This window comes from Mesorhizobium shangrilense, assembly GCF_040537815.1.
Lineage (GTDB): Bacteria > Pseudomonadota > Alphaproteobacteria > Rhizobiales > Rhizobiaceae > Mesorhizobium > Mesorhizobium shangrilense.
On record NZ_JBEWSZ010000002.1, the window covers coordinates 877,593 to 903,710 of the forward strand.

At 60.8% G+C, this 26,118-nt stretch carries 23 protein-coding genes and 2 pseudogenes; 10 read left to right on the forward strand and 15 right to left on the reverse strand.

What is annotated here, in order from left to right; genetic code table 11:
* The first annotated feature begins 207 nt into the window (after positions 1-207).
* Positions 208-1,380: an alpha-D-ribose 1-methylphosphonate 5-triphosphate diphosphatase gene (locus ABVQ20_RS28910; RefSeq protein ID WP_354463101.1), complete on the forward strand. Its 1,173-nt coding sequence runs from the start codon at positions 208-210 to the stop codon at positions 1,378-1,380.
* Complete coding sequence (gene phnF, locus ABVQ20_RS28915; protein ID WP_354463102.1) at positions 1,377-2,159, forward strand: phosphonate metabolism transcriptional regulator PhnF; 783 nt, start codon at positions 1,377-1,379, stop codon at positions 2,157-2,159. The genes ABVQ20_RS28910 and phnF overlap by 4 nt, the downstream gene beginning before the upstream one ends.
* Positions 2,160-2,481: 322 nt before the next feature.
* Here the strand turns inward: phnF and ABVQ20_RS28920 are convergent, their stop codons facing one another.
* The 8 genes from ABVQ20_RS28920 to ABVQ20_RS28955 all read right to left on the reverse strand — a co-directional run bounded on the left by ABVQ20_RS28920 (position 2,482) and on the right by ABVQ20_RS28955 (position 10,069).
* Positions 2,482-3,219: an ABC transporter ATP-binding protein gene (locus tag ABVQ20_RS28920; RefSeq protein WP_354463103.1), complete on the reverse strand. Its 738-nt coding sequence runs from the start codon at positions 3,217-3,219 to the stop codon at positions 2,482-2,484.
* Positions 3,216-4,658 carry an ABC-2 transporter permease gene (locus ABVQ20_RS28925; protein ID WP_354463104.1) on the reverse strand — a complete coding sequence of 481 codons (1,443 nt, stop codon included), beginning with the start codon at positions 4,656-4,658 and terminating at the stop codon, positions 3,216-3,218. Before ABVQ20_RS28925 ends, ABVQ20_RS28920 begins: the two co-directional genes overlap by 4 nt.
* A gap of 106 nt (positions 4,659-4,764) precedes the next feature.
* Entirely contained in the window at positions 4,765-6,060 is a 1,296-nt protein-coding gene (locus ABVQ20_RS28930) for a sensor histidine kinase (protein ID WP_354463105.1), read from the reverse strand.
* On the reverse strand, positions 6,057-6,764 hold the full coding sequence (locus ABVQ20_RS28935; RefSeq protein WP_354463106.1) for a winged helix-turn-helix domain-containing protein: 708 nt from the start codon (positions 6,762-6,764) through the stop codon (positions 6,057-6,059). The genes ABVQ20_RS28930 and ABVQ20_RS28935 overlap by 4 nt, the downstream gene beginning before the upstream one ends.
* Before the next feature lie 19 nt (positions 6,765-6,783).
* Positions 6,784-7,500, reverse strand: coding sequence for a phosphatase PAP2-related protein (locus tag ABVQ20_RS28940; RefSeq protein ID WP_354463107.1), 717 nt, complete (start codon positions 7,498-7,500; stop codon positions 6,784-6,786).
* Positions 7,497-8,267 (reverse strand): glycosyltransferase family 2 protein, encoded by a 771-nt coding sequence (locus tag ABVQ20_RS28945; RefSeq protein ID WP_354463108.1) that lies wholly within the window; start codon positions 8,265-8,267, stop codon positions 7,497-7,499. Before ABVQ20_RS28945 ends, ABVQ20_RS28940 begins: the two co-directional genes overlap by 4 nt.
* Complete coding sequence (locus ABVQ20_RS28950; protein ID WP_354463109.1) at positions 8,224-9,447, reverse strand: glycosyltransferase; 1,224 nt, start codon at positions 9,445-9,447, stop codon at positions 8,224-8,226. The genes ABVQ20_RS28945 and ABVQ20_RS28950 overlap by 44 nt, the downstream gene beginning before the upstream one ends.
* A gap of 19 nt (positions 9,448-9,466) precedes the next feature.
* On the reverse strand, positions 9,467-10,069 hold the full coding sequence (locus ABVQ20_RS28955) for a DedA family protein (protein WP_354463110.1): 603 nt from the start codon (positions 10,067-10,069) through the stop codon (positions 9,467-9,469).
* A gap of 693 nt (positions 10,070-10,762) precedes the next feature.
* Here ABVQ20_RS28955 and ABVQ20_RS28960 point away from each other — a divergent pair.
* Positions 10,763-11,974, forward strand: coding sequence for an MFS transporter (locus tag ABVQ20_RS28960; protein WP_354463170.1), 1,212 nt, complete (start codon positions 10,763-10,765; stop codon positions 11,972-11,974).
* 112 nt (positions 11,975-12,086) lie between these two features.
* Here the strand turns inward: ABVQ20_RS28960 and ABVQ20_RS28965 are convergent, their stop codons facing one another.
* Both ABVQ20_RS28965 and ABVQ20_RS28970 read right to left on the reverse strand, forming a co-directional pair.
* On the reverse strand, positions 12,087-13,469 hold the full coding sequence (locus ABVQ20_RS28965) for a sensor histidine kinase (protein WP_354463111.1): 1,383 nt from the start codon (positions 13,467-13,469) through the stop codon (positions 12,087-12,089).
* On the reverse strand, positions 13,456-14,139 hold the full coding sequence (locus ABVQ20_RS28970) for a response regulator transcription factor (RefSeq protein ID WP_258589733.1): 684 nt from the start codon (positions 14,137-14,139) through the stop codon (positions 13,456-13,458). Before ABVQ20_RS28970 ends, ABVQ20_RS28965 begins: the two co-directional genes overlap by 14 nt.
* A 364-nt stretch (positions 14,140-14,503) precedes the next feature.
* On the opposite strand from ABVQ20_RS28970, the gene ABVQ20_RS28975 reads away from it, so the two are divergent.
* From ABVQ20_RS28975 to ABVQ20_RS40530, 7 genes and pseudogenes are all read left to right on the forward strand, one after another.
* The gene (locus ABVQ20_RS28975) at positions 14,504-15,184 is read left to right on the forward strand and encodes a response regulator transcription factor (protein WP_354463112.1); all 681 of its coding nucleotides are present in this window, start codon (positions 14,504-14,506) and stop codon (positions 15,182-15,184) included.
* A gap of 241 nt (positions 15,185-15,425) precedes the next feature.
* Complete coding sequence (locus ABVQ20_RS28980; RefSeq protein WP_354463113.1) at positions 15,426-16,652, forward strand: efflux RND transporter periplasmic adaptor subunit; 1,227 nt, start codon at positions 15,426-15,428, stop codon at positions 16,650-16,652.
* The gene (locus ABVQ20_RS28985; RefSeq protein ID WP_435528443.1) at positions 16,652-19,777 is read left to right on the forward strand and encodes an efflux RND transporter permease subunit; all 3,126 of its coding nucleotides are present in this window, start codon (positions 16,652-16,654) and stop codon (positions 19,775-19,777) included. Before ABVQ20_RS28980 ends, ABVQ20_RS28985 begins: the two co-directional genes overlap by 1 nt.
* Positions 19,774-20,073 carry a hypothetical protein gene (locus ABVQ20_RS28990; protein WP_354463115.1) on the forward strand — a complete coding sequence of 100 codons (300 nt, stop codon included), beginning with the start codon at positions 19,774-19,776 and terminating at the stop codon, positions 20,071-20,073. The genes ABVQ20_RS28985 and ABVQ20_RS28990 overlap by 4 nt, the downstream gene beginning before the upstream one ends.
* A 130-nt stretch (positions 20,074-20,203) precedes the next feature.
* Entirely contained in the window at positions 20,204-21,169 is a 966-nt protein-coding gene (locus tag ABVQ20_RS28995; RefSeq protein WP_354463116.1) for a Tim44 domain-containing protein, read from the forward strand.
* A gap of 121 nt (positions 21,170-21,290) precedes the next feature.
* Positions 21,291-21,508 (forward strand): annotated as a pseudogene (locus ABVQ20_RS29000) (TrbI/VirB10 family protein); the annotation flags it as partial.
* Complete coding sequence (locus ABVQ20_RS40530; protein ID WP_435528438.1) at positions 21,505-21,939, forward strand: DUF2274 domain-containing protein; 435 nt, start codon at positions 21,505-21,507, stop codon at positions 21,937-21,939. The pseudogene ABVQ20_RS29000 and the gene ABVQ20_RS40530, both read left to right, overlap by 4 nt.
* A gap of 21 nt (positions 21,940-21,960) precedes the next feature.
* Here the strand turns inward: ABVQ20_RS40530 and ABVQ20_RS40535 are convergent.
* The 5 genes and pseudogenes from ABVQ20_RS40535 to hisC form a co-directional block, all read right to left on the reverse strand.
* Positions 21,961-22,143: pseudogene (locus ABVQ20_RS40535) on the reverse strand (helix-turn-helix domain-containing protein); the annotation flags it as partial.
* A 120-nt stretch (positions 22,144-22,263) separates the two neighbouring features.
* Entirely contained in the window at positions 22,264-22,872 is a 609-nt protein-coding gene (locus ABVQ20_RS29015) for an acyl-homoserine-lactone synthase (protein WP_354463118.1), read from the reverse strand.
* Between the two features lie 79 nt (positions 22,873-22,951).
* A complete protein-coding gene (locus tag ABVQ20_RS29020; protein ID WP_354463119.1) occupies positions 22,952-23,872 on the reverse strand; it encodes a helix-turn-helix transcriptional regulator in 921 nt (306 codons plus the stop codon).
* A 98-nt stretch (positions 23,873-23,970) separates the two neighbouring features.
* On the reverse strand, positions 23,971-24,750 hold the full coding sequence (locus tag ABVQ20_RS29025; protein ID WP_354463120.1) for a TetR/AcrR family transcriptional regulator: 780 nt from the start codon (positions 24,748-24,750) through the stop codon (positions 23,971-23,973).
* Between the two features lie 9 nt (positions 24,751-24,759).
* Positions 24,760-25,971 (reverse strand): histidinol-phosphate transaminase, encoded by a 1,212-nt coding sequence (gene hisC, locus ABVQ20_RS29030; RefSeq protein ID WP_354463121.1) that lies wholly within the window; start codon positions 25,969-25,971, stop codon positions 24,760-24,762.
* Positions 25,972-26,118: the final 147 nt, after the last annotated feature.

The window sequence follows — 26,118 nt, forward strand, 5'->3', positions numbered from 1 at the left end:
CCCGGTTGCGACGAACTTCACCGGTTCTGCAGAAACGGGAAGGGCGGAGGCAAGCGCTATGGCGAGTGCGGTTGCGATAGTGCGGATCTTCATTTTCCCTCTGCTGTATAGACAGGAAACTGTTTCCGGCTTACCCGTCTGCACAGCAGATTTGTTCGTGACACTTGCCCCGCACCTCCCGGCAGCCTCCACTTTTTGAGGAATACAATGAACTGGCACATCCAAGGTGGCCGCGTCCTTACCGATCGGAGACTTGCAACAGGAGACCTGAGCGTTACGGGGGGAAACCTGACAGAGGTTCGAGCGGCCCACGCACCCGTGATCGATGCCGATGGCCTATTGGTGCTCCCAGGAATCGTCGATATCCACGGCGACGGCTTCGAGCGGCAAATCATGCCACGGACAGGCGTCCGTTTCGACACCGCGCTGGCGCTAAAAGATACCGACCGCCAACTTGTCGGCAATGGCGTAACCACGGCCTTTCATGGTGTCACGGTATCATGGGAGCCCGGACTTCGTTCCCTCGAGGCCGCCGAGCGACTGATCGGCGTGCTCTGCGACATTCGCGACACGCTTGCCTGCGATACGCGTTTGCATCTGCGCTGGGAGACCTTCGCGCTTGATCAGATGGCGCAGGTCATCAAGTGGCTCTCGCTCGTCCCGCGACCGATCATCGCTCTCAATGATCATACGACCGGCTCGGTATTGAAGGGCGCGAGCGCGCGTAAGATCGGTCAAATGGCGGAGCGGTCGAGCTTGAGCCGGGAGGAATATATGACGTTGCTCGATCGGGTTTGGTCCCGCCGGGACAACGTGGCGATCGCGATCGAGACGCTGGCTGCGACTGCGCGGGCCAACGGCAATGTGCTTCTCGCCCATGACGAAGCGTCGCCCGAGGAGCGTGCGCATTTCCGCGCGCTCGGCGCAAAGGCCTCGGAATTTCCACTGACAATCGAAACAGCGAAGGCCGCACGGCAAATGGGTGAGGATGTGATCCTCGGCGCGCCGAATGTCGTGCGCGGCGGCAGCCACAATGGTGCGCTCGATGCCACCGATGCCGTCAGAGCCGGGCTCTGTACGGTGCTGACCAGCGACTACCATTATCCTTCGCCGCTACATGCGGCCTTCAGGCTGTCTTCGCCTGGTGCGAGCGATTTCCCCTCGATCTGGGACCTGGTTTCGGCAAATCCGGCCCGGGTCGCCGGTTTCGCGGATCGCGGATCGCTTGTCGCCGGCCGCCGGGCGGATCTGATTCTCGTCGATGCCCAAGATCCGGCACATCCGCATGTGGTGGCCACCATGGTTCATGGAAGGATTGTCTATTCCTCCGGACTTCTCCAGCGTAGACTGCCTGTCAGCACGCCGATTGCCGCTGAATGAACCAGGGCCCGAAAATTCCAACACGATACGAGCGCGGCGGCGATGGCCTTCTGGCATTTGACGGACTGGTCTTCCGCCCACGCCGCGACACGCCAATCTGGCAGCAGATCTACGATCACATCTTCGGTCTGATTGAGAACGGTTTTCTTTCGCCGGGTAGCCAGCTTCCCGGCGAAACCCATCTGGCAGAGAAACTCGCGGTCACCCGCATCACGCTTCGCCGGGCGCTGCAGCAGTTGCAGCATGAGGGTCACCTCACCGCTCGCAAGGGTGTAGGCATCTTCGTGCGCAACCTACCCTCCACGTTCACGGTTCGCGAAGGCCGGCGATTTCTCGACAATCTCGCAGCCCCCGGCCAGGAAATCGGCACCCAGACACTGCTGATTGTCTGGGAACCGGCTGGACCGGCCGTGGCGGAACGGCTGCGCCTCGCACCTGATACCGCCATTATCCGGCTATGCCGGATCAGAATCTCCGGTCAGCAACCGGTTTACGTCAATACCAAGGTCTTTCCGGCCCACCTCTTTCCCGATTTTGAGCAGACATACGACATGTGCCAGTCGGTCACCGATGTTTTTCACGCGCATGGGGTCAACTACCGGCGGATCGAGACGCGCATCAGCGGCGGCTTTGCATCCCCCGATGAGGCGGAAATCCTGCGGCTGACGCCCGGAACACCAGTATTCCGCACCAACTCCGTCAACGAGGACGGCAACGGCATACCAATCGAATGGACCCGCGGTTGCTGGCCGCTGACCTCCGTCGAATTCGTGTTCTGATTCGGGCGCATTGGTTTCAACGACATCGTTACAGGCGACAACGGGTGTTTCCGCGTCCGCGTGGGGCTGATCCATGCGCGGGAATCGGAACACTGATCGCGGATAAGTTGACCGGGCTATTCAAGGCAGCAGGCAAATCCTCATCGGGAACGGAAAGGGTGGCGCGCAGTCGAAGGGTGAGGTCCGAAGAGCACAAACATCACGCGGCCGGAACAACTTGCTTCCCGGGATAATTCCATCAGTGCCGCGCAAATCAGGTATCGCGCGCGACGCATGCATCAGCCCGATTTATCGCTCGGATCGCCTGCCAACCTGGCCTCCGTCATCCAAATCGCGCCCCGGTCAGCAGCCCCACCAACCTGTCTTCAAATGTATCGAGATCGGCGCCGAGATCCTGCGCAGGGCCGGAGAACACGAGTTTGCCTGTGGCGACGACGCTGATCCGCGTGCACAGAGTGCGAATCTCCTGTGCATCGTGGCTGCTGAGGAAGGTCGTGACGGCCTCGCTGGAGGCAAGGTCCCGCAGCAGCTTCCATGTCTCGCGCTTGGCCGGCAGGTCCAAGCCACGTGTCGGTTCGTCCAGGAAAAGCACTTTTGGACTCCCCAGCAGGGCGCGTGCGATTTCAACGCGGCGCTTCATGCCCGTGCTGTAGGTTCCGATCAACTTGCCGCGGAATTGCTCCGCCAATCCCACGCTGGTCAAACACCGCTCGACCGTGTCGCGGACATCCTCGATACCCCGGATACGGGCGAAGTAAGCAAGGTATTCGCGGGCCGTCCAATCCGATTGGCTCTCACTCGTCTCGTCGCTGACGAGACCGATGAGTTTGCGAACGGCCAATGGCTCCGACGCGATGTCGTGACCCCATAGTTTCGCGCTACCCCTTGTCGGTGGAAGCAGCGTCGTGAGCATTCGGATGGTCGTCGTCTTGCCGGCTCCATTGAGGCCGAGAAAACCGTAAAGTTGGCCTTTTTCTACTTTGAGGCTGATCTCATTGACCGCGACAAGCGAGCCGAAGCTGCGCGTCAAGCCGGTTGTTTCGAGGGCTAGCTCAGTCATCGCGTTCGTTTCCAGCGCGTAAGCATTGCAAGGAGGCACAAAAGAGGAAGGACGGCGCCGATGCCCGCCATCTCGGCAAGCGCGTTGGGCACGTGTGCCTCGACTGCTGCCCTGGCATTAATCGTGTTTGTCTGGGGGCTGCCATCGACCACGTACGTGGCGCTGACATCAATCGGATAGCGTATGCCGCCTATATCCCATGGCTGGTTCGGAATCAGGCTGATGGGGATGCGGGCGACCCATCCCGTTTCGACGCGATGTCCAGCCGCATCTGCGGGTCCGATGCCTGGCGGATAGGTTCGCGTCTCGAGATTGTGCAATAACTCGGTGACGGCTCCCGGCGGGACTTGGACGTCCAGCCCGCTCTGGCCTGTGACCTGGATTTCCAATCGCGTGAGTCGTTGCTTGCTATCGACTGGCAGAAACAGCAGGAGATCCTGGCGGGTCGCTTGCCCGACCGGCAATGAAGGCCATTGGTCACGGTTGAGAAGCGTATCGCAGCAAGCCGTGGGAGCGGGTCCATTCGGGTTGACGAGCGCAAGCGTGCCGCCACCCCGCAAGAACAACCCCGGTATGTCCGGGGCATTGTTTTGGGGCGGCGCATCCTTGTTATAGTTGGTATCTCCGAAGAGCGCGGGGACCAGCACCAACGCAGCCAGCCCCAGCGCAATAACCACGCGCTGACCCGGGGAGGCTTCCCAGGATTCGACGCCCTGTGCCCGCAGGAATATCCACGCAGCCAACCCAAGTGATCCAACCACGATCAGGCACAGGCAAATCCATGTCATGATTGTCGAAGCGGGAATGGCACTCGTGGCCAGAGTAAACCCCAGTCCATTCTTGAGGAGCACAAGTGGGCTGATCAGGGCAACGTGACCTGTGGCAGTCGCGCCATACCCTCGCGTGACCAGCAGTTCCTGCAACGGCACCAACACGGCATAGACAAGCATGACACCGACGCCCGTGGCGACGGGCGGCGCTACGCTTCGTCCGATGAACAATACGCCAATGAGGGTGCCGACAGCGACGCAGACGAGCAGGATTCCTGGCGTCCAAACAAGGTAGCGGTTCAACAGGAACGGCATGCCGACATTGGCCACGTAAACGGCAGCCAGGGGCGCGATGGCGAGATAGTATACGCCCGCCAGCGTCAGGATGACGAGAGTTTTTGCGACAAACCAATCCTGCCGGTCCACCGGCGCGGTAAAGACGCTTTCGACAAAACGGTTGGCACGCGGGCTTGCGATCATTCCGGCCGCCAATGGCAAGAAACAAACCGGCGCAAGGAAGTAACCGATAGTGCCGTAACCATCGAGCCAGCTGTCCTGTGTGGCCACGGCAGCAAGGCCTCCCAAGCCCAGAAGGACAATCGCCACGCCCATCCATGCGAAGCGGCCCCGCATGACGGCCCGCAGTTCTTCCTTATAGAGTGTTAGCATGGCGCTCCTGTCTCCTTCCATCGCGCGAATGAGGTCCCGCCGGCGGGCTCGCCCCGGAGAAGCGCGTCGAGCGTCTGGCGCAAGGCTGACATTGTTCGATCACCCATTATGACGTTGCCGCGGACATGTGACCGTCGGCATGCTTCAATTCTCGAAATTCGACCTCGAAGGAGGTGCCACCGCCAGGCCTTGCGACACAATGAACATCGCCGTTGTGGCGTCTCGCAATCTGCCTCACAAGGGCAAGCCCGAGGCCGACGCCCCCTTCCTGCTCGCGTGTTCCGGCCGGGCGGTAAAATGGTTCGAAGATGCGCTCGCGCTCCTCGGTGGCGACGCCAGGGCCTCGGTCGCATACCGAAAGCTTGATTGCTACACCTCGACGCGCCAACGACACCTCAATGGCGGTGCCGCCACCATAGCGACGGGCATTGTCGAGCAGGTTGCGGACAAGCCGACGCAGTAGCCGAGGCTCGCCGAAGACCGTGACTGGTTCACCTTCGAGCGAAGCATCGGCTGCCGCGCACTCCTCGGCAGTGATCGCCAGCAGATCGACGGGGTGCATTTCGGTGACGATTTCGAGCGTCTCGAGGCGGCTGGCCAGCAGGATCTCGCCGACAAGTCCGTCGAGTTCGGCAATGTTGCTTTCGAACTCCTGCCTCAGCCATTTATCTGCCTGTGGCTGTAGCAGCTCCGCCCCCATTCGCAGGCGTGCAAGCGGAGAACGCAATTCATGCGAAGCGTTGGCGAGCAGCGTTTTATGGGCGGACAGCAGTTCGCCGATGCGCTCCGCCATCCGGTTAAAACTGTCGGAGAGCGCCGCGACTTCGTCATTGCCGGAGACTTCCACGCGCCTCGACAGGTCTCCAGCGCCGAATCCGTCGACCGCTTTCTTCAATCCTTCCACGCGTCGGGTCAGGCGGCGAGTGATGGGGTAGGCGCCAATTGCTACTGCAACGAGTGTGGCGCCGAGCAACAGGAAAACGCTCGGGATCGGCTCGTCGTAGTCAGTGGGACGGCGGAGCACCAGCACGCGCCCGTCCGAGAGTGCAAGTGTCCAAACCCAACCGTCGAGCGTAAGCCGTTCCTTGAAGCTCCTGTCTTTCGCATGCTCCGGCGGAGGAAGTGGTGCGCCCACCGACGCGACGGACACACCGTCTGGCGAAAAGATGGCGATATCGGCCCGCCCCAGCCGCTTCTGGAGTTGAAGCAGCGTGGCGGCGAGGTCCGAGGGCACGGCCGTGGATGCAGACATGGCGACCTCGGCCAATGCGGTGTCGATCCCGACGCGATTTCCGGTCTGAACCTCTCCCAGCACATAGCGCCACAGCAATCCGGCGAGCACGGCGAATACGCAAAGGCTCAGCAGCAGGGCGGCATAGATATGCTGGTAAAGGCGTCTCATTCGATCTTGTCCGGCCGATCATGATGACGGGCGAAGAGATAACCCACTCCCCGAATGGTCAGGATTTGCCGGGGGCGGCGAGGGTCTTTCTCGATTGCCGCACGGATGCGAGAGATGTGGACATCGATGCTACGGTCGAATGCCTCAAAAGGTTCGCCCTTGACCATGTCCATGATCTGATCCCTGGACAGGACGCGGCCGGCATGCCGGGCGAGTGCGACCAGGAGATCGAATTGATAGCTGGTGAGGCTTTGCTCGGCGCCGTTGACGCGCAACTGTCGTGCCGCCGGATCGATTTCAAGCGGGCCGAAGCAAAGGAGCTCTTGTTGATGCGGACCCGCGTTGCGACGCCGCAAGACAGCGCGGAGGCGCGCCACAAGCTCACGAGGACTGAATGGCTTGGGGAGATAGTCATCCGCTCCGAGTTCCAGGCCAACCACACGATCCGTCTCGTCACCCCGCGCAGTCAGCATGAGTATGGCGGCATCCGAAGTCACTCGAACCCGCCTACAGACTTCGAGGCCGTCGATGCCTGGAAGCATCAGATCCAGGACGATCGCCGACACACCGCCTCGCGCCAGGCGAGCCAGGCCTTCTTCGCCCGTTGGCATGTGTTCGACGGCAAAGCCGTTCTGGGTCAGAAAATCCAGGACCATTCCGGCCAGCCTGCGGTCGTCTTCAATCAGCAGTATGAGATCGGACATTTTTTCGCTTGATGCTCCGTCATGCCCATCGCCGCGCGAAGCCCAGTCTGGATAGCTGCCTCCTATTCCTCGCGCCATTGGTCGCGTCGAAGAACTCCCAGTCTCGCCGGAACAGGAACCTCGCGAGGTCATGGACTCCATAGCTGATGAAGAATGCCGCGAAGACATCGATCGAATAGTGGAGATGACCGAGAAGTACCGCGACACCGAAGAGTGCCGTGGCCGCCAGGAAGGCAAATCGCAGCCTCGAATCCTTCCAGAACATCAAGGCGAGAAGAAATGGCGCGCCCGTATGGCCCGAGAAAAAGAGGTCGCCGCCAAATGTGAATGATTGCATGATTGCGTTCAGGTCGAACGTGCTTCTGGTGGGAAAGGGCCCAATGTGGGTCAGAATAATGAACCCCGACCTCACAAGAATGAAAAGGGCCAGCCCGTTGAAGACGAAAGGAATGCGCTGAGGTCGCGCAAGCAGAAGGACGCCAACGAACATCCACATGAAAAGCGGCCCGTCGACGAAGATGAAGTCCACATTCACGACCGGGACGTTGTCGAGAATGATGTCAGTCACTGGATTGCTGACATTCGCCGTCGCGAAGGTTCCGGCGTAGAAATTGGAAACGATGCTCAGTGCCAGCAGGATCATGCTGAAACCGATATCATAGGCAAGGCGCTTGCCGAATTGGCGTGCAAGCCGACGGGGCGGCCTGGTGCCTTGGGAAGGTTGCGTGGTTGTCATGGCAGCGGCTTTTGCGGCTGGTCGCGAAAGTCCAGCCAGGATTCGGTGAACGGCTTTTTCAGGAATGTCGCCCAGAAAAAGTTCATCGCGTAACGCAGCCCGATGCGCGCCACGCCTTCGCCGACCAGGCGCCGTCCGGACGACAACGCGGGCAATGAAAACGTGAAATCGACGTCCCCGACTTTGGAAAGGCGGCGGGCGAGTTCAGTGTCTTCGCCATAAAATGCAAAGTTCGGATTGAAGCCGCCAATGCGTACCAACGCGTCGCGTTTCACGACGAAGTTGCCCCCTTGCATCATCGATCCGACACGCAGGATGTAACGGTTGAGAAGATAACAGACATAGCCGCCGCAATAAAACGCGCGTACCAGCGCCCGTGTACGCTTTGGCAGATCATAGTAGACAAGCGGCCCGCTCATGGCGGCGAGCTCGGGATTGGCCGCAAACGCTCGCAGGACCTTGTCTATCCATCCCTCGGTAAGGATCGTATCGGCGTCGATGTTGGCGATCAGGTCGCCTGTTGCGACGTGAAACCCTGCGGCGCGGGCACGAACGAGGCCTTTGACTGGCTCGTCGATGACGAAGATCCCGGGATAAGCCTGCGCTGTCTGACGCGTCTTGTCCGTGCTCGCGTTGTTCACGACAATGATTTCGGCGGCGCATTGGGATCGCGCGATCTCAGCGACGATGGCTTCCAGCGTTCGCGGAAGACATGCTTCCTCATTATACGCTGGCACGACAAAGCTGATCTTGATGGCTTCTTTCATCGCTTGTTTTCCGTTCGATCAAGAGTTGATAGTGATGCTCCCATTGGTCCGCGATCCGTTCCGTGGCGAATTGCTTCACGTAGGAAGCTCCGCCCCGCCCGAGCCGTGACCGCAAATCCGAATGGCCGAGCAAATCCGCAAGACGATCCGCAAGCGAGGCGACATCGGATGCCTCCACCAGGAAGCCGCGGTCGTTTGCGATGAATTCAGGCAGGGCTCTCGCATTCGCGCCGATCACAGGGATGCCGCACGCCATTGCCTGAAGCAGAGCGATCCCCTGGGTCTCGGAGGTGCTCATGGTCACGAAGACGTCGGACGCCTGGAACAGTTCAGCGAGGTCCGATTTCGGCAGCGTCCCAACGAACCGCACGCTCGGCTGGAGGCAGAGCCGTTGCACGAGGGCGCGAAGGTGACGCTCCTGACTGCCATGGCCGGCAATGACCAGCTCCGCCGACGGTACCCGCTGCTTCAGCAGCGCGAGCGCATGAAGGATGGGATCGATATTCTTCTCTGAACCCAGCCTGCCGGCATAGACGATCGTCGGGCCATGGAGGTGCAGTGCCGTTCTGAGCTTGCGCTTCATCGCCGGGGAGACCGGTCGGAAGATGTCCGTAGCGATCGGGTTGGAAACGACTTCCAGCGGGCGGCGCAGCCTGTCCTGGCCAAGCTCGTTGAAAACCGACAGCGACGGCGCGGTGACAAAATCGCAGCGGTTGTAGTACCAAAGAACGTAGGCCGCTGCGGCATCCATCCCGAATGGCAGATACGAACCGAACGCCTTGATGGCGGTGTGATTTGTTCCCGCAACAGGAATTCCCAGTCGCCTTCCCGCTAGAAGCGCGCTCAATCCGGCTCCAAAGAAGGTCTGGGTGTGGATGACGTCCGGTCGCGCCGCCGGGGGCAGACGGAGCCACGAAGCGGGCAGGGGAAAAACCGCTCGCGATTGCTTTGTCGAGGATGGAAACGGCACCGAGTGCAAGCGATGAACGCGGATGCGAGGCCCCAAATTCAACTCAACGGGTGCTGCGTTGATGCGTTCGAATTCACGACGACCGTAGTGCGGTACGTAGAAGTCGATAGCATGCCCTCGCTGTCCAAGCGCCTTCGCCAATGCTTCGATCGAGTCCTGGATCCCGCCGATCTCGGGATGGAAATTGTCGGAAAAGATGGCGATGCGCATGGTGTCTTCTTGCAGCTGGTTATCTGGACAGGAGGAGATAGAGCAGGATCAGACCCGCGATCAGCAAAACAATGATGTAGTAAGTCATATTTTGACCGATGGCAGCGTATCCCGAGTGAAACGCGTAGCCGATACAAAGAAGAACAAGGGATTTTGGCAGAGTGGCTAGAGAGTTTACTGTAAAGAACCGCCAAAATGGCATCCGCACCATGCCTGCGGCAACCAGGACCGGCGCACCGACTGCATGCGTGAGCTTTCCCGTAACGAGAACTTGGTCCGCCTTGCGGCGAAACTGGTCCTGAAGGTCGGTTGCCCGCTTGATCGTGCGCTGACTCGCCCACTTTGTGACCATTCGAATTCCTCCCCATCGCCCAAGCGCGTAAAGAGCCGAATCTCCCACCAAATCCCCAGCCACGACGATCGCAAGCACAGGCCAGAACCTGAGTTGGCTGTTGGCAATCAAGACCCCGCCGGCGATGGTCACGAGCGGTCCTTCAGCTATCGCCAGCGGTAGAAGCACCGCATATGGATGGGCTGACAGGAGGCCGAGAATATTGCTTGGGCTGAACACCATCGTCAGATACTGCCGCCACCTTGCTGGCGCGCGGATTCCTACAGGCATCGACGACGTCGCCTGTGGCGTTTCGCGCTTCGATCTCGCTTCGATCTCAAGCTAGATCGCGGCTGTTTCCGGCTTTCCGTAGATGCGTAAAGTTTTGTAAAGTCTGCGCCGTAGCTTTGTGAGCTGCCGTTGAGTCAGTTTTGTTGCAGAACCATCCGGAAGGATACGGGAAGATTTCTGAAACAGACCCCCGAAAAGGCCGATGAAATCAACGATGATGGTGCATAATGGCCCGCATTTCTTTCGCATTGAAAGTAGGTTGCTTGGCTTATCTCGGCTTTCCGACAGATATCTCTCACCGATACGTCAGGGCGGGGGATTGCGGAGTATCATCGTTCCGAGGCGCTCTTGGGCGGCCGAGCACATCGCAAACTTATTTCCGCACAGGGCAACCTTGAACCAAGGCCGTCAGCAAGCGCGCTAGATCGAGCTCGAAATCAGGCTGCATTGCCGGCAGCTCGGGATGGGAAGGCGCCTCGAATAGGGGCGTTGAGTGGGCTGTTGCGAAGCCTCGTGGATTGACACGCACGGCTAGAGGATACAAACGTCAGGTAGGGGGTCATCCGCGACGACCCCGTGAGGCGTTAGCCAAATGTTCGCGTCCAGGCTCTCTTTTTTGAGGTGGACGCCATGCCATCATCCCTTGCTGCCAAGAAAACGACGGATATCCGAGATCCGAAACGAAGATTTGCGCTGCTGCCTTCCGGCGCCGGGCCGGCGGCTTCCTACCTGCTGGCCTCAAGGGGACTGCGGGCGTTTGGCGATGGACTCGTCAGTCTTTTGCTTCCCGCCTATCTGGCGGCGCTCGGCTTCAACGCCTTCGAGATCGGGATCTTCGCCACGGCCACGCTTTCGGGATCGGCCGCGCTCACGCTGGGTGTCGGGGCCGTCGCACACCGTTTCTCGCCCCGCTCCCTGCTCATCGCGGCAGCAGGCCTGATGGTTCTCACCGGACTTGCCTTCACGCTCATCCAGGATTTCTGGCCGCTGCTCCTGGTCGCATTCGTCGGGACGCTGAACCCATCCTCCGGCGATGTAAGCGTGTTTCTGCCACTGGAACATGCGCAGCTCGCGCACAATGTCACAGATCGGGACCGTACCGCGCTATATGCCCGCTACAGCGTCGTCGGTTCCCTCATTGGGGCTGTCGGCGCTCTGGCGGCCGGCGCACCCGACATCCTCCGACAGCTTGTCGGCCTGGAGATCAAGCAGGCCCTCCAGCTCGCATTCCTGCTCTATGCCTTCCTTGGGTTCGGATCGCTGCTCCTGTATAGGAGGCTGCCAGATGAATCGATCGACGAAAGTGCGGCGCCGGCGGAGCCCTTGCACAAGTCTCGAACCATCGTCCTCACGCTGGCCGCACTCTTCAGCCTGGACGCATTTGCCGGCGGCCTTGTGGTTCAGTCCTTGCTGGCACTGTGGCTTTATCAAACCTTTGGCCTTTCGCTCGCCACCACGGGCGCAATTTTCTTCTGCACGGGCGTGCTTTCAGCCGTGTCATATTTGGTGGCTGTTCAAATCTCCAAGCGGATCGGGCTGGTGAACACGATGGTGTTCACCCACCTGCCGTCGAGCCTTTGCCTGTTGCTCATTCCCTTCATGCACAGCCTCGGTCCGGTGATCGTTCTTCTGCTGATCCGGAGCGCATTATCGCAGATGGACGTCCCGACCCGCACCTCCTACGTGATGGCGGTGGTTACGCCCGGTGAGCGCGCCGCAGCTGCGAGCGTCACTGCAGTTCCGCGCAGTCTCGCATCAGCGGCCAGTCCGATGCTCGCCGGCTCTCTGCTTGCCGTTTCGGGTTTCGGCTGGCCGCTGCTCATCGCGGGCGCCTTGAAGATCGTCTATGACATCCTTCTGCTCGCGACGTTCCGCAAGATTCGGCCGCCGGAGGAACGTGAATGAGCGCGCTCATGCGCAGGGTGAGCAAACGGCAAGCCGTTCGTGGAAACCCTGTGCGATGCCAGGAAGCCGTTTGTCGACAGTGGAATCTGGCTCCGAAAAAAGAGACAAGGGGTTAAAAATCGCAGATCTCTACGGGCGACGCCTTCTCGGATCGATTGCGGGTCAGGACTATCCGGCAACCGGGTGGTCCTTCGATGACCATATCCATGTCGTGTAAGCGCGCGATCGCCGCCACCAGACTGAGGCCAAGGCCGTTGCCGGGTTCGTGACGGCTTGGCTCCGCGCGGTAGAAGCGCTTCAGAACCATGATTCTGTCAGCTTCGGAAATGCCCGGACCGCTGTCGCTGACAGAGACGACGTCGGCCGAGCCGCTGCGGACAAGCCGGACCTCGACGGAGCCGCCTGCCGGCGTGAATTTGATCGCGTTGTCGATCAGGTTGGCGAAGGCCTCGAAAAGCAGGCTCGGGTCACCACGCGAGGAGCTTGCCGTCTCACCCTCGAAGAGGGCACTGATCGTGATGTTCCTGTCGTCCGCCAGCGGCTCGTAGAATTCGACGGCATCGGTGACGATGGCGCCAAGGTCGACGTCGATGAAGCCGGCCCGCCGCGCGCCATCCTCGATTTCGGAAATACGCAACAGCGCGCCGAAAGTCTTCAATATGCCTTGCGTTTCGGCAATCGCCTCGTCGACGCTTTCGGCATAGTCGGCAGTGGATGACGACCGCCTTCGCGAACGGTCGAGACCAGCCAGCAGGCGGGTCAGCGGCGTGCGCATTTCATGGGCGATGTTGTCGCAGACGCCTTTCACTTCGTTCATCAACCGCTGCAGTTCGTCCAGCATCTCGTTGACGACGGCGACAAGCCGCCCGACGTCTCCGCTGCCCCGCATCGGCAGGCGGCCGGAGAGGTCGCCCTTGACGATGGTGCGGGTCGCCTTGGTGATGTCGTCCAGTTGCCGGACGGCACCCGCGCCGATCAGGATCGCTCCAACCAACCCCAGAACCGTCGTCACGCCGCCGGCGAGCAACATTGCGCCGAGCAGGACGTCGCCGAATTCGTTCAACTCGTCGACGCTTTGCGCAACAAGCAGGGTTTGACCGGTCGGCAATCGCCAGGTCAGCCCGCGAAAGGGCGCCATGGGAAGATGGCTTCCGTGGCCGAACTCGAACGGGGCGGTGGCACTGTCATGTCCGGCGGGGAAGGGCACCGGGCTGCCGGCGAGGACCTTGCCGGCCGGATCGTAAAGGGTGATCGGCCGCTCGGTGGTGGCGTCGTCGCGCTGGCGGTTGTCCAGCCTCTGCGCCAGCGCGGTCGCATCGAGACGCGATAGCACCTTCCCCTCACGCTGCACCCACTCGTCGACCCTGTTCGAGAGAAAGCCTTTCACTTCCCATGAAATGAAAGCGAAAAGTGTCAGCGACGCCAGGCCGAACAAAGCCAGGAACGCGATCGCCAGCCTGAAGCTGGTTGTCTTGGAGAGGTCAGCCAGCCGCATTGAGGACGTAACCCGAGCCGCGCACCGTCTGGATGACCGACGGCTCGCCGGCCGTGTCGATCTTGCGCCGCAGCTTGCTGACATGCACATCGATGAGATTGGTCGGCTCGTCGTAGCGGTAGTGCCAGATCTCCTCGAACAACATGGTGCGCGTCACCACCTGTCCGGCATTGCGGACAAGATATTCCAGGAGCCGGTATTCCCTCGGCAACAGGTCGACGAGCTGCCCGTGACGTCGAACGGTGTGCGTCAGAAGGTCCACCTCCAGCGGGCCGGCCCGCAGCACGGATTCGGTTATCGGTGCATTGCGCCGGCGAAGCAGGACATCCAGCCTCGCCGTCAGCTCAAGGAAATCGAAAGGCTTGGTCAAATAGTCATCGCCGCCGGCCTTCAGCCCGCGAACGCGTTCGTCGACGGCCGTCAAGGCGCTGAGGATCAGCACCGGCGCATGGATGCCGGCTGCACGCAGCGCCGCCAGCACGCCCAGTCCGTCGAGGTCGCCTGGCAGCATGCGATCGAGAACGATGGCATCGTAGGGATCGCTGATCGCTTTCACGAGACCATCACGACCCGTGAAGGCAGTCCGCGTCTCATATCCATAGTCGACAAGCGCCGCCTCGATTTCGCGCGAGGTCTGCACATCGTCCTCTATCACCAGTATGGTTGTCACACTGCACTCCGACGGCGGGCAAGATCATGCCGCTGCTTGCGTATGGTATTCCTTATAGACGCATCATAGACGCATCCGACCTAGATCAGTTTCGCGCCAACATTAAATCGGATTCATGTTTGATTCCGGAAAGCCCATGCGGAAGCTCCACAGCGGCTGCGAACTGGCGGGCTTGGCGAGACTGAGAAAATCTGGTCATGGTCGCCTCCCGCGCCTATGTTTTGCGGGAGATGCAAATCCGGTCGGTGCGTTTGGCGTCAGCCTGATCCCGGGAAGCTCGGTTTCTCCTTCCAGATCCTCTGATCCGGCAATTTCGCCATATCATGGGAGCGGTTCATCTTCCGGCGGCGAGAATGGCGGTCCGATGCGTATCCTGATTGTCGAAGACGATGAAAAGACGGCGAGTTACCTGAAGCGCGGGCTTTCGGAAGCCGGCCATGTCGTCGACCGCGCCCGCGACGGCGCGACGGGTCTGGCCATGGCGCTGGAAGACATCTACGACGTTCTGGTCCTCGACAGGATGCTTCCGCAGATGGACGGCATCGAATTGGTCAAAGGCATCCGCGCCCATGGCAACCAGGTGCCGGTGTTGATGTTGAGCGCCCGTGCCAGCACGCAAGACAGGATCGAAGGCCTGCAGGCGGGATGCGACGACTACATCGCCAAGCCCTATGCCTTCTCGGAGATCCTGGCGCGGCTCGACGCGCTGGCAAGGCGCGTCCAGCCGACAAGGCGGCAGGCGGTACTGAAGGTCGGCGATCTGGAGCTTGATCTGCTTGGCCGGCGCGCGGTGCGCGGCGCACGCCACATCGATCTCCAGTACCGGGAGTTCCTGTTGCTGGAGCTGCTGATGCGCCACGCCGGCCAGATCGTGACGCGTTCGATGCTGCTCGAAACGGCATGGCCCTATGATTTCGAACCGCGCGGCAACGTCATCGACATGCATATCCACCGCTTGCGCGGCAAGGTGGATGAGGGGTTCGCCGCCCCGCTGATCCACACGGTGCAGGGCTCGGGCTACGTTCTCAGTCCGCAGCGGCCCTAGCGTTTTTTCCTACCTGAACGATATTTCATGTTCGGGCGAACGGCCCGACATGAACGGGACCCCATGGTGATTGTGCAATGCAACATTTGCACTGCGCTGCCTGTCGAGAAGCGGGACGCCGGCCCGACAATTCTCTCCAATTTGAAGGGATGCCCGCACATTTGATGCGGCACGCCGTCGAAGCAGAGAAATGCCAGCCGTCCCTTTCGCCGCAACGACAGTCGAACCGATGGAGACCCCTGTGCGCGACGACCCCGAAAACCAAGACAACCAGACAGATGCCGGCCAGCCGACAGACAATCAGGGGCCCGCTTCCCGTACGGTACGGTGGCTGGCGCTCGGCGCGATCCTTGTCGTGGCGGCAGGTGCTGGAGCACTGACGCTACGCCAGGGGGACACCGCGCCGCTTGCCAAGATCGCCGCCGCACCTATCCCGGTCACGGCGGCCCTTGCCACTGTACGCGACCTGCCGATCGCGCGAACCGGGCTCGGCACCGTGCTTCCGCTGAACCAGGTCGACGTCAAGGCTAGGGTGGACGGCCAGATACAGCGCATCTTCTTCAGCGAAGGACAGGAGGTGAAGGCCGGCGACGTCCTTGCGCAGATCGATCCGCGCGCCTATGCCGCGCAACTGGCGCAGGCGCAGGCCACCTTGCACAAGGATGCGGCGCAGCTTGCCAATGCGCGCGCCGATGAAGCACGGGCGACGAAGCTCACCCAGTCCGGCGCCGGCACCACGCAGGCAGCCGACACGGCCCGCGCCCAGGTTGCGGTCATGCAGGCGACGGTTGACGGCGACCAGGCCGCGGTCGATACCGCCAAGCTCAATCTCGACTATGCGACGATCACCGCGCCGATCTCCGGGCGCGTGGGCCTTAAGCAGGCCAATGAAGGTACGCTGGTGCATGCCAATGACGCCACCGGCATCGTCACCATCACGCAGATGCAACCGATCTCCGTGCAGTTCTCGCTGCCCCAGGACCAGTTGCCCGACCTTCAGTCCGGTCAGTCCGCCGGCTCGCTTCCGGTTGCCGCCGACGCCAGGGACGGCTCGAGGAAGATCGCCGACGGCAAGCTGACGGCCATCGACAGCCAGATCGACACGACGACCGGCATGGTCAAGCTGAAAGCCGAATTCGACAACAGCGACAAGGTGTTATGGCCGGGAGCGCTGGTGACGGTCCAGGTCGGCGTGCGCACCGAGCACAACGCTGTCGTGCTGCCTTCAGCCGCGGTACAGAACGGCCAGGCCGGGCCTTTCGTCTTCGTCGTCAAGCCGGACAACACTGTTACCATCGCCAAGGTGACCACAGGCGACGTAGTCGGCGACCTCACCACGCTGACCTCCGGCGCGGCCGCCGGCGACAACATCGTGGTGTCGGGACAATCTCGCCTGACCGAAGGGACGAGCGTGAAGGTGACGCAGGCTGATGAACCGTCCCAGAAGGTGGCGCTGGAGACGAAATGATGAGCATCTCGGAACTCTTCATCCGGCGCCGCGTCGGCAGCTGCCTGCTGGCGCTCGGCGTCCTGATGTTGGGCGCGGTGGCTTATTTCAGCCTGCCGGTGGCGCCGTTGCCGCAGATCGACTTCCCGACGATCGAGGTTGAGGCGCAAGTTCCCGGCGCCAGTGCTGACACGATGGCGAACACGGTTGCGACACCGCTGGAAAACTCGCTGTCGAGCGTTTCCGGCGTCACCCAGATGACGTCGTCCAGCTCGTCGGGACGCACCACGATCGTCATGCAGTTCGACCTGTCGCGCGACATCAATGCTGCCGCGCAGGATGTGCAGGCGGCGATCTCGGCGACCAGCGGATCATTGCCCAAGAGCATGACCAGCCCGCCGACATACCACAAGGTCAATCCGGCGGAAGCGACGCTGCTGACGCTCTCGCTGAGCTCCGACGTCATGGCGACGACCGAGCTCGACCACTATGCAGAGGACGTCATCGCCCAGCAGCTGTCGCAGATGACGGGCGTTGGCCTCGTCGATTTTCACGGGCCGCAACGCCCATCGGTGCGCATCCGGCTCGATCCCGACAAGGTTGCCGCGCGGGGCCTCACGCTGGAGGACGTGCGCACCGTCATCGGCCAGCAGACGGTCAATGCGCCCAAAGGCTCGCTCAGTGGCGATGGGCGCACCGTCGTGCTCGACGCCACCGATCAGCTTGTCGATGTGCCGGCCTATCAGGGAATGGTGGTGGCCTATCGCAACGGCGCGCCGATCTTGCTTGGCGACCTCGGCACGGTTCTCACCGCGCCCGAGGACACGCACCAGGCGGCCTGGCTGCAGGGCACGCGCTCGGTGATGATCGATATCCACAAGCAGGCCGGCTTCAACGTGCTGAGCACCATCCAGTCGATCAAGGACCGACTGCCGGCGCTGTCACAAAGCCTGCCGGCATCGATCAAGCTGACGGTGGTGGGCGACCGCACCCAGATCATCCAGGCATCCGTCACCGATGTGCAATACACGATGCTGATCACCATAGCGCTGGTGGTCGGCGTGATCTTCGTGTTCCTGCGCAATTTCTGGGCGACGGTGATTCCGAGCATCACGATTCCGCTGTCGCTGTTTGGCACGTTCTGCGTGATGTATCTGCTCGGCTACAGTCTGGATAACCTCTCGTTGATGGGCCTGGTCATCGCGGTGGGTTTCGTCGTCGACGACGCGATCGTCGTCATCGAGAACATCACCCGCCATCTCGAAATGGGCAAGTCGAAGATCAAGGCGGCGATAGACGGCGCGCGCGAGGTCACCTTCACAATCATCTCGATGACCATCTCGCTGATTGCTGTCTTCATCCCCATCCTGTTGATGGGCGGTGTGGTCGGCCGCCTGTTCCGCGAATTCGCGGTGACGGTGAGTATCGCCATCCTGATATCGGGCCTGGTTTCGTTGACCGTGACGCCGATGCTGTGCGCCTGGCTGATCAAGCCTGACCACGACCGGCAGCATGGACGGTTCTATCGATGGTCGGAACGGGGATTCCAGGCCGTAACCAACGGCTATGTGCGCTGCCTGGACGTCGTGCTGGCGCATCGCACACTGATGCTGCTGGTTACAGTGGGCACGCTGGCACTGACGCTGTGGCTCTACACGATCACGCCGAAGGGGTTCCTGCCAGAGCAGGATACCGGATACATCCAGGGGCAGGCACAGGCGGCCACCGACATTTCCTTCGAGGCGATGTCGACGAAGATGCAACAGCTCGGCGCCATCGTGCAGAAGGATCCCGATGTCGACAACGTCGGCTTCTGGATCAACCCCAGCCCGTCGGTCAGCGTCGGACAGATCCAGGTCAATCTCAAGCCTTTTGGACAGCGCAAGGCCAGCGCCAGGCAGGTGATGGCTCGACTGAAGTCGGCAGCGGCCAACATCGAGGGCCTGACTCTGAACATGCGGATCCGCCAGGACATTCAGATCGGTGGGCGCCAGGGCGCGGCACAATACCAATATACGCTGCAAAGCGGCGATACCGCCGAACTCGACAAATGGGCGACGACCATGAAAAAGGCGATCACGGCGCTGCCTGGCCTGCTCGACGTGTCTTCGGACGCGCAGCCGGCGGCGACCAGCGCGACGCTCGATATCGACCGCCCGACGGCGGCGCGGCTCGGCGTCAGCGTGCAGGCGATCGACGACGTCCTCTACGACGCCTTCGGCCAGCGGCAGGTCGCTACCTTGTTCACGCAGGTCAGCCAGTACCATGTGGTGCTGGAGCTCGATCCGAGCTTCCAGCTAAACACGGACGCTCTGACCCGCCTGTATGTCCGCTCCTCGACGACGCAGAAGCTGATTCCCTTGAGTATGCTGGCGAGCGTAAAGAACGGCGTCCTGCCGGTAACGATCAACCACCAGGGCTCACTGCCGGCGACGACGCTGTCGTTCAACCTGGCACCCGGCGTGTCGCTCAGTGACGCGGTGACAACAATCCACGCCGCGGAAATCAATGCCGGAATGCCGGTCAGTGTCACCGGCTCTTTCCAGGGCACGGCGCAGGCCTTCCAGGATTCACTGGCGAGCCAGCCCTGGTTGATCCTGGCGGCCGTCATCGCGGTCTATATCGTGCTCGGCGTCCTCTACGAGAGCGCGATCCACCCGTTGACCATCATTTCGACGCTGCCGTCGGCGGGGCTCGGTGCGCTGCTGGCGCTGTTGCTGTTTGGGCAGGACCTGTCGATCATGGGCATGATCGGGATCATCCTGTTGATTGGCATCGTCAAGAAGAATGCGATCATGATGATCGACTTCGCGCTGGAGGCGGAGCGTGAACAAGGGCTCAGTCCGACCGAATCGATCCGGCAGGCATGCCTGATGCGTTTCCGGCCGATCATGATGACGACACTGGCCGCGCTGCTTGGCGCCTTGCCGCTGGCACTTGGCCATGGCCCCGGCGCGGAACTTCGCGTGCCTTTGGGAATAGCGATTGTCGGCGGACTCGTGATCTCGCAGATACTGACCCTGTTCACGACGCCGGTCATCTATCTGACCTTCGACCGGTTCGCCGGTCGGCGAGGAAAGCCGGCGGCGAAGGCTGCACCCGCCCTCCCCGAGGTAGCGGGCTTTGGGTCAAAGCCGACTGGATGATCCGCTTCAGAGTTCCGTCGCCGTCGATGTTGGCAGCGGCGACCTCCAGCAGTGAGCTGATGCGCCGCCAACCCCAACGCTGCCTGCGGCGACGCATCGATCGAACCCTGCAGAAGAAGCAGATTTTCAGCGCCGATCTTGCTGACCAAGGCTTCCGCTTGTGGTTTGATTTCTGCAGGCAAATCTTGAACGGCAACGATCACTACGTTGGTGAAATTCTAAGCAGACAATGGGGCGGTCCGCAAAATGCCTGTAGTCTGGCCGTTATCGATTTTTGCGAACGGTGCACGCGATAGGCCAGGCGACCAGCCCGAGCGCGAAAGCTTACCAAATTGTATGGTCGAAGAGATTAGCTGGAAAGGCGTGACGCACCATATCTAGGCTTTGCGCAAGGCGGATAACCGAGACCTATCGAAGGATTTTCAGATGCCTAAGTTACGGCTGATCCAAGTAGCGTCGATATTGTTGATACTGTCGACGGCACTTGGGAGCATATCGCTCAACCCGGCAGAAGCACGCAGCGGCGGCAGTTTCGGCAGTCGCGGCAGCCGGACTTTCCAGGCACCAGCCCCCACGACCACCGCACCGTATACCGCGCCGGTAAAGCGCTCGATGACGCCGAACACCGTCCAGCCGGCGTCACCGTCGCCGCCGTCGCTTGCTCAGCCGCGTCCAAGTTTTTGGAGCGGCTTCGGTGGAGGGTTGGTTGGCGGATTGGTCGGAGGGCTGGTCTTCAATGGCATTTTTGGCATGATGTTCGGCCACGGATTCGGCGGCATCGGTGGCGGCCTCAGCTTCATAATCCAGTTGTTGCTGATCGGCGGCGTCGCCATGTTGGCAATGCGGTTCTTCAACCGAAACAATATGGCTCCGGCCGATGTGAGAAGTCCCGGCTTTCCGTTTGGCCAACAGGGTTTTGGAACCAGCGCGCAAGCCTACAGCCCGCCTGCCGCCACCGGCACTGGAGCAGGTGGCGCGGACGAAATCGGGATTACCGACGCCGATCGTTCTGCGTTCGAACGCATTCTCGCGGACCTACAGGCCGCGTTCACCCGCGAGGACCACCAGGGGCTACGCCGGCTGACAACACCGGAGATGGTCTCCTACCTCTCCGAGGAATTGGCGGATAACGCCACCAAGGGCCTGAAGAACGAAGTATCAAATCTTCAGTTCTTGAATGGTGAAGTTTCCGAAGCGTGGCGTGAGGGCATGCGCGATTATGCGACGGTCGCAATGCGCTGGTCTGCCATAGATGTGATGCGCAACCGTCAAACGGGTGCCATCGAAAAGGGAGATCCCAACAATCCTGTCGAAACAACGGAGTTGTGGACCTTCACGCGTGAGACTGGGCAACCATGGCTGCTTTCCGCGATCCAGGAAACGGCCGGTTGAAGGCAACGACGCCTCTGCAGTCGAAGAGGCAGGATTGCCCTATCGCGTCATGAGCACCATTTCGCGCTCGGCGCGCGGGGTTTCACGGACTAGATGTTTTGACGGAAGCGTATCCAGCGTTGTTGAGGACGAGGTCGATCATCAGTGGGGTCAGTTGTTTCGGGCCGCAGCGCTGTCGACGTTGTTGGGCGTCGGCTCCAGCCTCGGTTCCAGCAGATCGTTCGCAATCAGCTTAACGTCCAGCCGACGCTCACCATCCGACCGGGTTTCCCGGTCCGCATCATCGTCAACCGCGACCTTGTGCTCGCGCCGTATGGCACGCGGAAGGATCCGTCATGACCAAGCTCAAACTTTCCGCCATCCCTGATGATCGCCCGGTCAAAGTCATAGTAGAACTGCCTGCCGCTGTTCACCGCGATCTTGCGGCATATACCGAGGTGCTCGGTCGCGAGACGGGGCAGACAGTCGCCGACCCGGCGAAGCTCATCGCGCCAATGCTGGCTCGGTTCATGATGACTGACAGGGCGTTCAGTCGGGCCCGTCGCAATACCAAGCCAGGGCGAGTGTGTCGCCGCGCGCTATGTCTTCGCAAGACGGAGGATGACATCCGGGCGGCTCCGAATGAAGTCGACAACTATATCCAAAAGCTCGGTTGCATGCACGGAGGCATCGAAGTCGGCTGCCAGGTTGCCGGCTTGTCCCTTCTTGGCTGTCGCGACCATTGCAAGTGTACCGTCGAGTTCTGCCAGAACGCGACGAAGGTTGCCTAGAAACTTCGCGCCGAGCAGGGTTGGTCGGACACCAGCCGCGTGGCGTTCGAACAGCACCGTTCCAAGCGAGTGCTCAAGGCTACGGACACGCCGGCTCAGAGCGGAATGATGGATTCCCATGCGTCGAGAGGCGCCGAGGAAACTGCCTTCCTCGGCGACGATGAGTGCGCAATCCAGCGTAATAAGTTGGACGCGTCGCCGCATTGCGCTTCCTAAGCTCTGGAGACGATCTTAGTCCACCGGCTCACGGTTCGAGCGACGAGGCGCCTCTCCACCTGGTGAAATTCCATGGGCGCTCATCCTTCTGTGACCGGTTTGCAAGCTTCAACTGTCGCCTGCGCCCGCCTGCACGCTCGCCTTGCGCATTTCGTGCAATCTAGCGAGTGTCCGCGCATCAAAGCTCGCGGTCACGGCAACCGTCTCTTCCCCGCCGACAATCCGAGGCACGCCGAGCGGCTTTACCATGAAGTGCAGTTGCACAAGCCGCAGGAGCCAGAGCGGGTTCATCTCGATGATTATCGTGTCGATCCCTCTGGCAAGACCCCACTCGACGATACCGGCAAGGAGAACGTTGGCGACCGGGCTGAGCATTCTGCCGCGCTCACGATGGCCTGCCGCGACGCAGTACCGTGTCCACTCCCAGACATTCGGACCGACCGGCGGCTCAACTTCGCAGAGATCCGACAGGATTTCAGTGAGGAGATGCGGCCTTGTCGATGGAAGCATCCGTTGGTAGCCAATGACACGGCCGTCCGCGATAAACAGCATGTGGACGGCGTGTTCGTCATCGAAGTGGTCCGTCTCGCGACGGTCCTCACGCGCAAGTTCGGTCCAGTTCCTTTCTTCGACAAAAACCTTATGGCGGAGTTGAAAGGCTTCATCCAACTCCGCGCGATAGAGGTCAATATTGTCTTTTGTCACAATGTGCAGCATCGGTTGTTCTCCATATTCGAGGCCAACCGAGTTTGAAGCTGCTAATAGCGTTTCGGCATCACGTGATCCCGTGAGATTCTCAGCTGATCAGGCCTAGTCGGAAGGCCTCAGCGACCGCGTGAATGGTGCTCGATACACCCAACCTGTCACGCACCGCGCGCAGATGGGTATCGGCTGTGTTGCTGCTGATGTTCAGGCGCGCAGCGATCTCGTCGAGGGTGAGGCCTTCTGCCGCCCAGCGAAGCACATCACGCTGCCTTGGTGAGAGGTGGACAGACTTGCGATGGCGCACGCCTCCAATGAGAGCAGACGCGCAACCGAAAGCGTAGGCCATAATGAGTTGGAGGGCCAACCTATCACACGGATCGGGGTTCAGTTTCTCACCGGCGATCGAAAAGCCAACCGGATGTCGTTCGATGGTCGAGAACGCTATTGTGAACCCCTCATCCAGGCGAAACTCCTTTGCCTCATCCATGATGCGGCGACCTAACGGGCAGACCTTGCATAGATCGCCGACCTCGCGCCAGTGAAACGGCGAGCTGGCCTGTCTCACAAGCCGGATCGTCGGATCGCTGGAGAGATAGCCGCTCGAGAAGTAGCGTTTTGTCCATTCCTCAGGCCAAGAGGCCAGTACCACGTGTGATAGCTGTTCACGGTGAGATGCGCAGAGTGGCGGAATTGCACCAGCAAGAAAGTTCGTGGCACCAAATCGTCCAACATAGGCCAGCAATAAATTGCAGATCCTCTCCGTATTGCTACATTCCCGCATCTCATCGATGATTACGCAAGTTTCGCCCAATCTCCGGCGCCAATTGCCCGAGACTATTTCTGAACTTACTGAATGGGCTCTCTTTATCACTGCTTTGCACACCAGGCGGCGATGAGGTTCCGCAGAAAGGACGATTCTGGTGAAACCGATGGCGCCGGAATGGCGCGGGCAACATTGATCCAAGCCCCCGCCCGTCAGAAGAAGTTCAGGTCCGGCTTTTTTGGGCGTCACGCCCGAACGCCTGTCCGCTCCGAGCGCCCTTTAACTCGACGGCAACCTGCGTTTCATCGTTCTGGATGCGCAGGGCAAGGACCCGTGCCCATCTTGTGTCATCCATCCGCGGTCGGCGTGGCAGCGTCCAGTTCCCTGTTTCGGTCACGTTTGGCCTGTGCCTCCAGACCCAGAATGAGGGTCTCGATCAGGAAGTTGTAACCGTCCTCAAGCGGGGCGACATTTCCACTTTTCCAGCGCATCACGAACGACCGATTGTACATCTGTGAGAGGTGTCGCTTGACCAACGGAAAACGCGCTGCGTCAAGCGCATTGAGACCTGCGTCGAAGGTTTGGACCCATTCCGAGCCTTCGGTAGCGCCATCCGCGGCCAGTTCCATGGTGATATAGCCTTCCAGCGCACCGACTACAGAGTTGAAGGCATCTATCAGAGCCTGGTCTTCAAATCCGGCTTCGGTTAGCGCAGTCAGGATGATCTCGACCCAAGGTGCATTCGGCGCGCCGTTTGAGCGGATATGCGGGCCGAGTAGGGGCGCGGCACGAGGGTGCTCGTGAACGCGCGCGCGAAAGCGCCGGAAGAGAAGTCGGATCGTCTCGCGCCAGTCGTCTGGAAGGTCCGCGGGCGTCATCAGGCTGGCGATGAGCGCGCCAGAGATTTCGGCGAGCAGGTCGGACTTGGCGCCACCGATATGCCAGTAGAGAGCGGCCGGATAGACATTGAGGCGGCGGGCGAGGGCACGGACTGAAAAACCCACCAGCCCTTCGTCGTCGATCAGGGCGATGGCCGCCTCGACAACGCGCTCCCGGGTCAAGCCGATGGCGCCGGCTCGACCGACGGAGCGTTTTTCCGGCGCTGTTTTTTTGGTCAAAGCGGCCATCGGTCGACGCTAGGCCATGCCGAGCGCGCGCCCGAGTTCCCATACAAATCGTTCATTGTCCCCAGCTGTTCCGATGCTAACCCTGAGAAAGTTGGTATAGCTGGCCTCAGTCCATGGTTTGACGATTATGCCCTTTTGAAGCAAGGCGCTAGCCACGGGCGCCGCTTCGGTTGCTACGTCAATGAACAGGAAGTTCGTCTGCGACGGGACAACGCGGACACCCAGCTCGCGCAGGCGGTCGGCAAGAATGGCACGGTCGCGCCGTATCTTCGCGCTGGCCTCACGCGTCCAGCCGTCATCCTGAAGCGCGGCGACGGCGGCCAACTGTGCGGCGGCATTGATGTTGAACGTGGTCAGGCACGCGCGCATAGCCTGGGCGATGCTGTCGTCCGACGAGATGCCGTAGCCTACGCGCAAGCCGGCCAGACCATAGGCCTTGGAGAAGGTGCGCAGCACGACCCAAGACAGAGCCAGACGCTGGGTCAGTACCTTCAGCCCATCGGGATAGCCTGGGTCGATCAATTCGAAATAGGCCTCGTCCAGTACGAACAGTGTCGCGGGCTGCACCGCGTCCAACAGCCGGTTGAGTTCGGGCAACGACAGGGCCTTTCCGGCGGGATTCGAGGGCGAGGAGATGAAGACGATCTTCGGCCTGCGCGCGAGTTCGCGCACCAACGCATCGACGTCATAGTCGAATGCCGTGGTCATCGGCACCTTGATCACGTGGGCACCGGCCGCCATGGGCTCGATCTCATGCAGGCCGAAGCAGGGAGAAATGGTCAGGACGGTATCATCCTTTTGCAGATAGGCGCGGCAGAGTGCGGCGATCAGTTCCTCCGATCCATTGCCGCAGACGATCCGATCGGTGGCAGTACCAAGCTTATCCGAAAGCGCCTGCCGCAGTGCGCCGGAAGCTGAGTCGCTATAGCGGGATGGCACGAGTGACCGCAGTGCCGTAGCCACGGCCGGCGATGCGCCATAGGGATTTTCGTTGCTCGCCAAAGCCGCGATGTCCTGTCGTCCGCTGACCTGCTGTGCGGTCGAGGCCGAGATACCCGCATTGTAGATGGGAAGTGCTGTGACTTCCTGGCGCGGGCTGAGGGCGTTCTCCTGAACTGACTGCATGTTCCAACCTTTCATGGGTGCAATTTTTGTTGCGTTTTCGAATGCTTTCGGCGTCTGCCGCGCGTGATCCTGCGGCCCAATGCGCGCTCCAATCATGCGCTGCTCATCGTCCGCATAACCCCGCCAACCGACACCTGACACGAACGCAAAAAGCACCATTGACACGGGAAAAGTATATACATAATGTTTTTATTGTCCACTGAACAATAACTTAGAAGGGCGGACAAGCGGATCCTCAGTGCC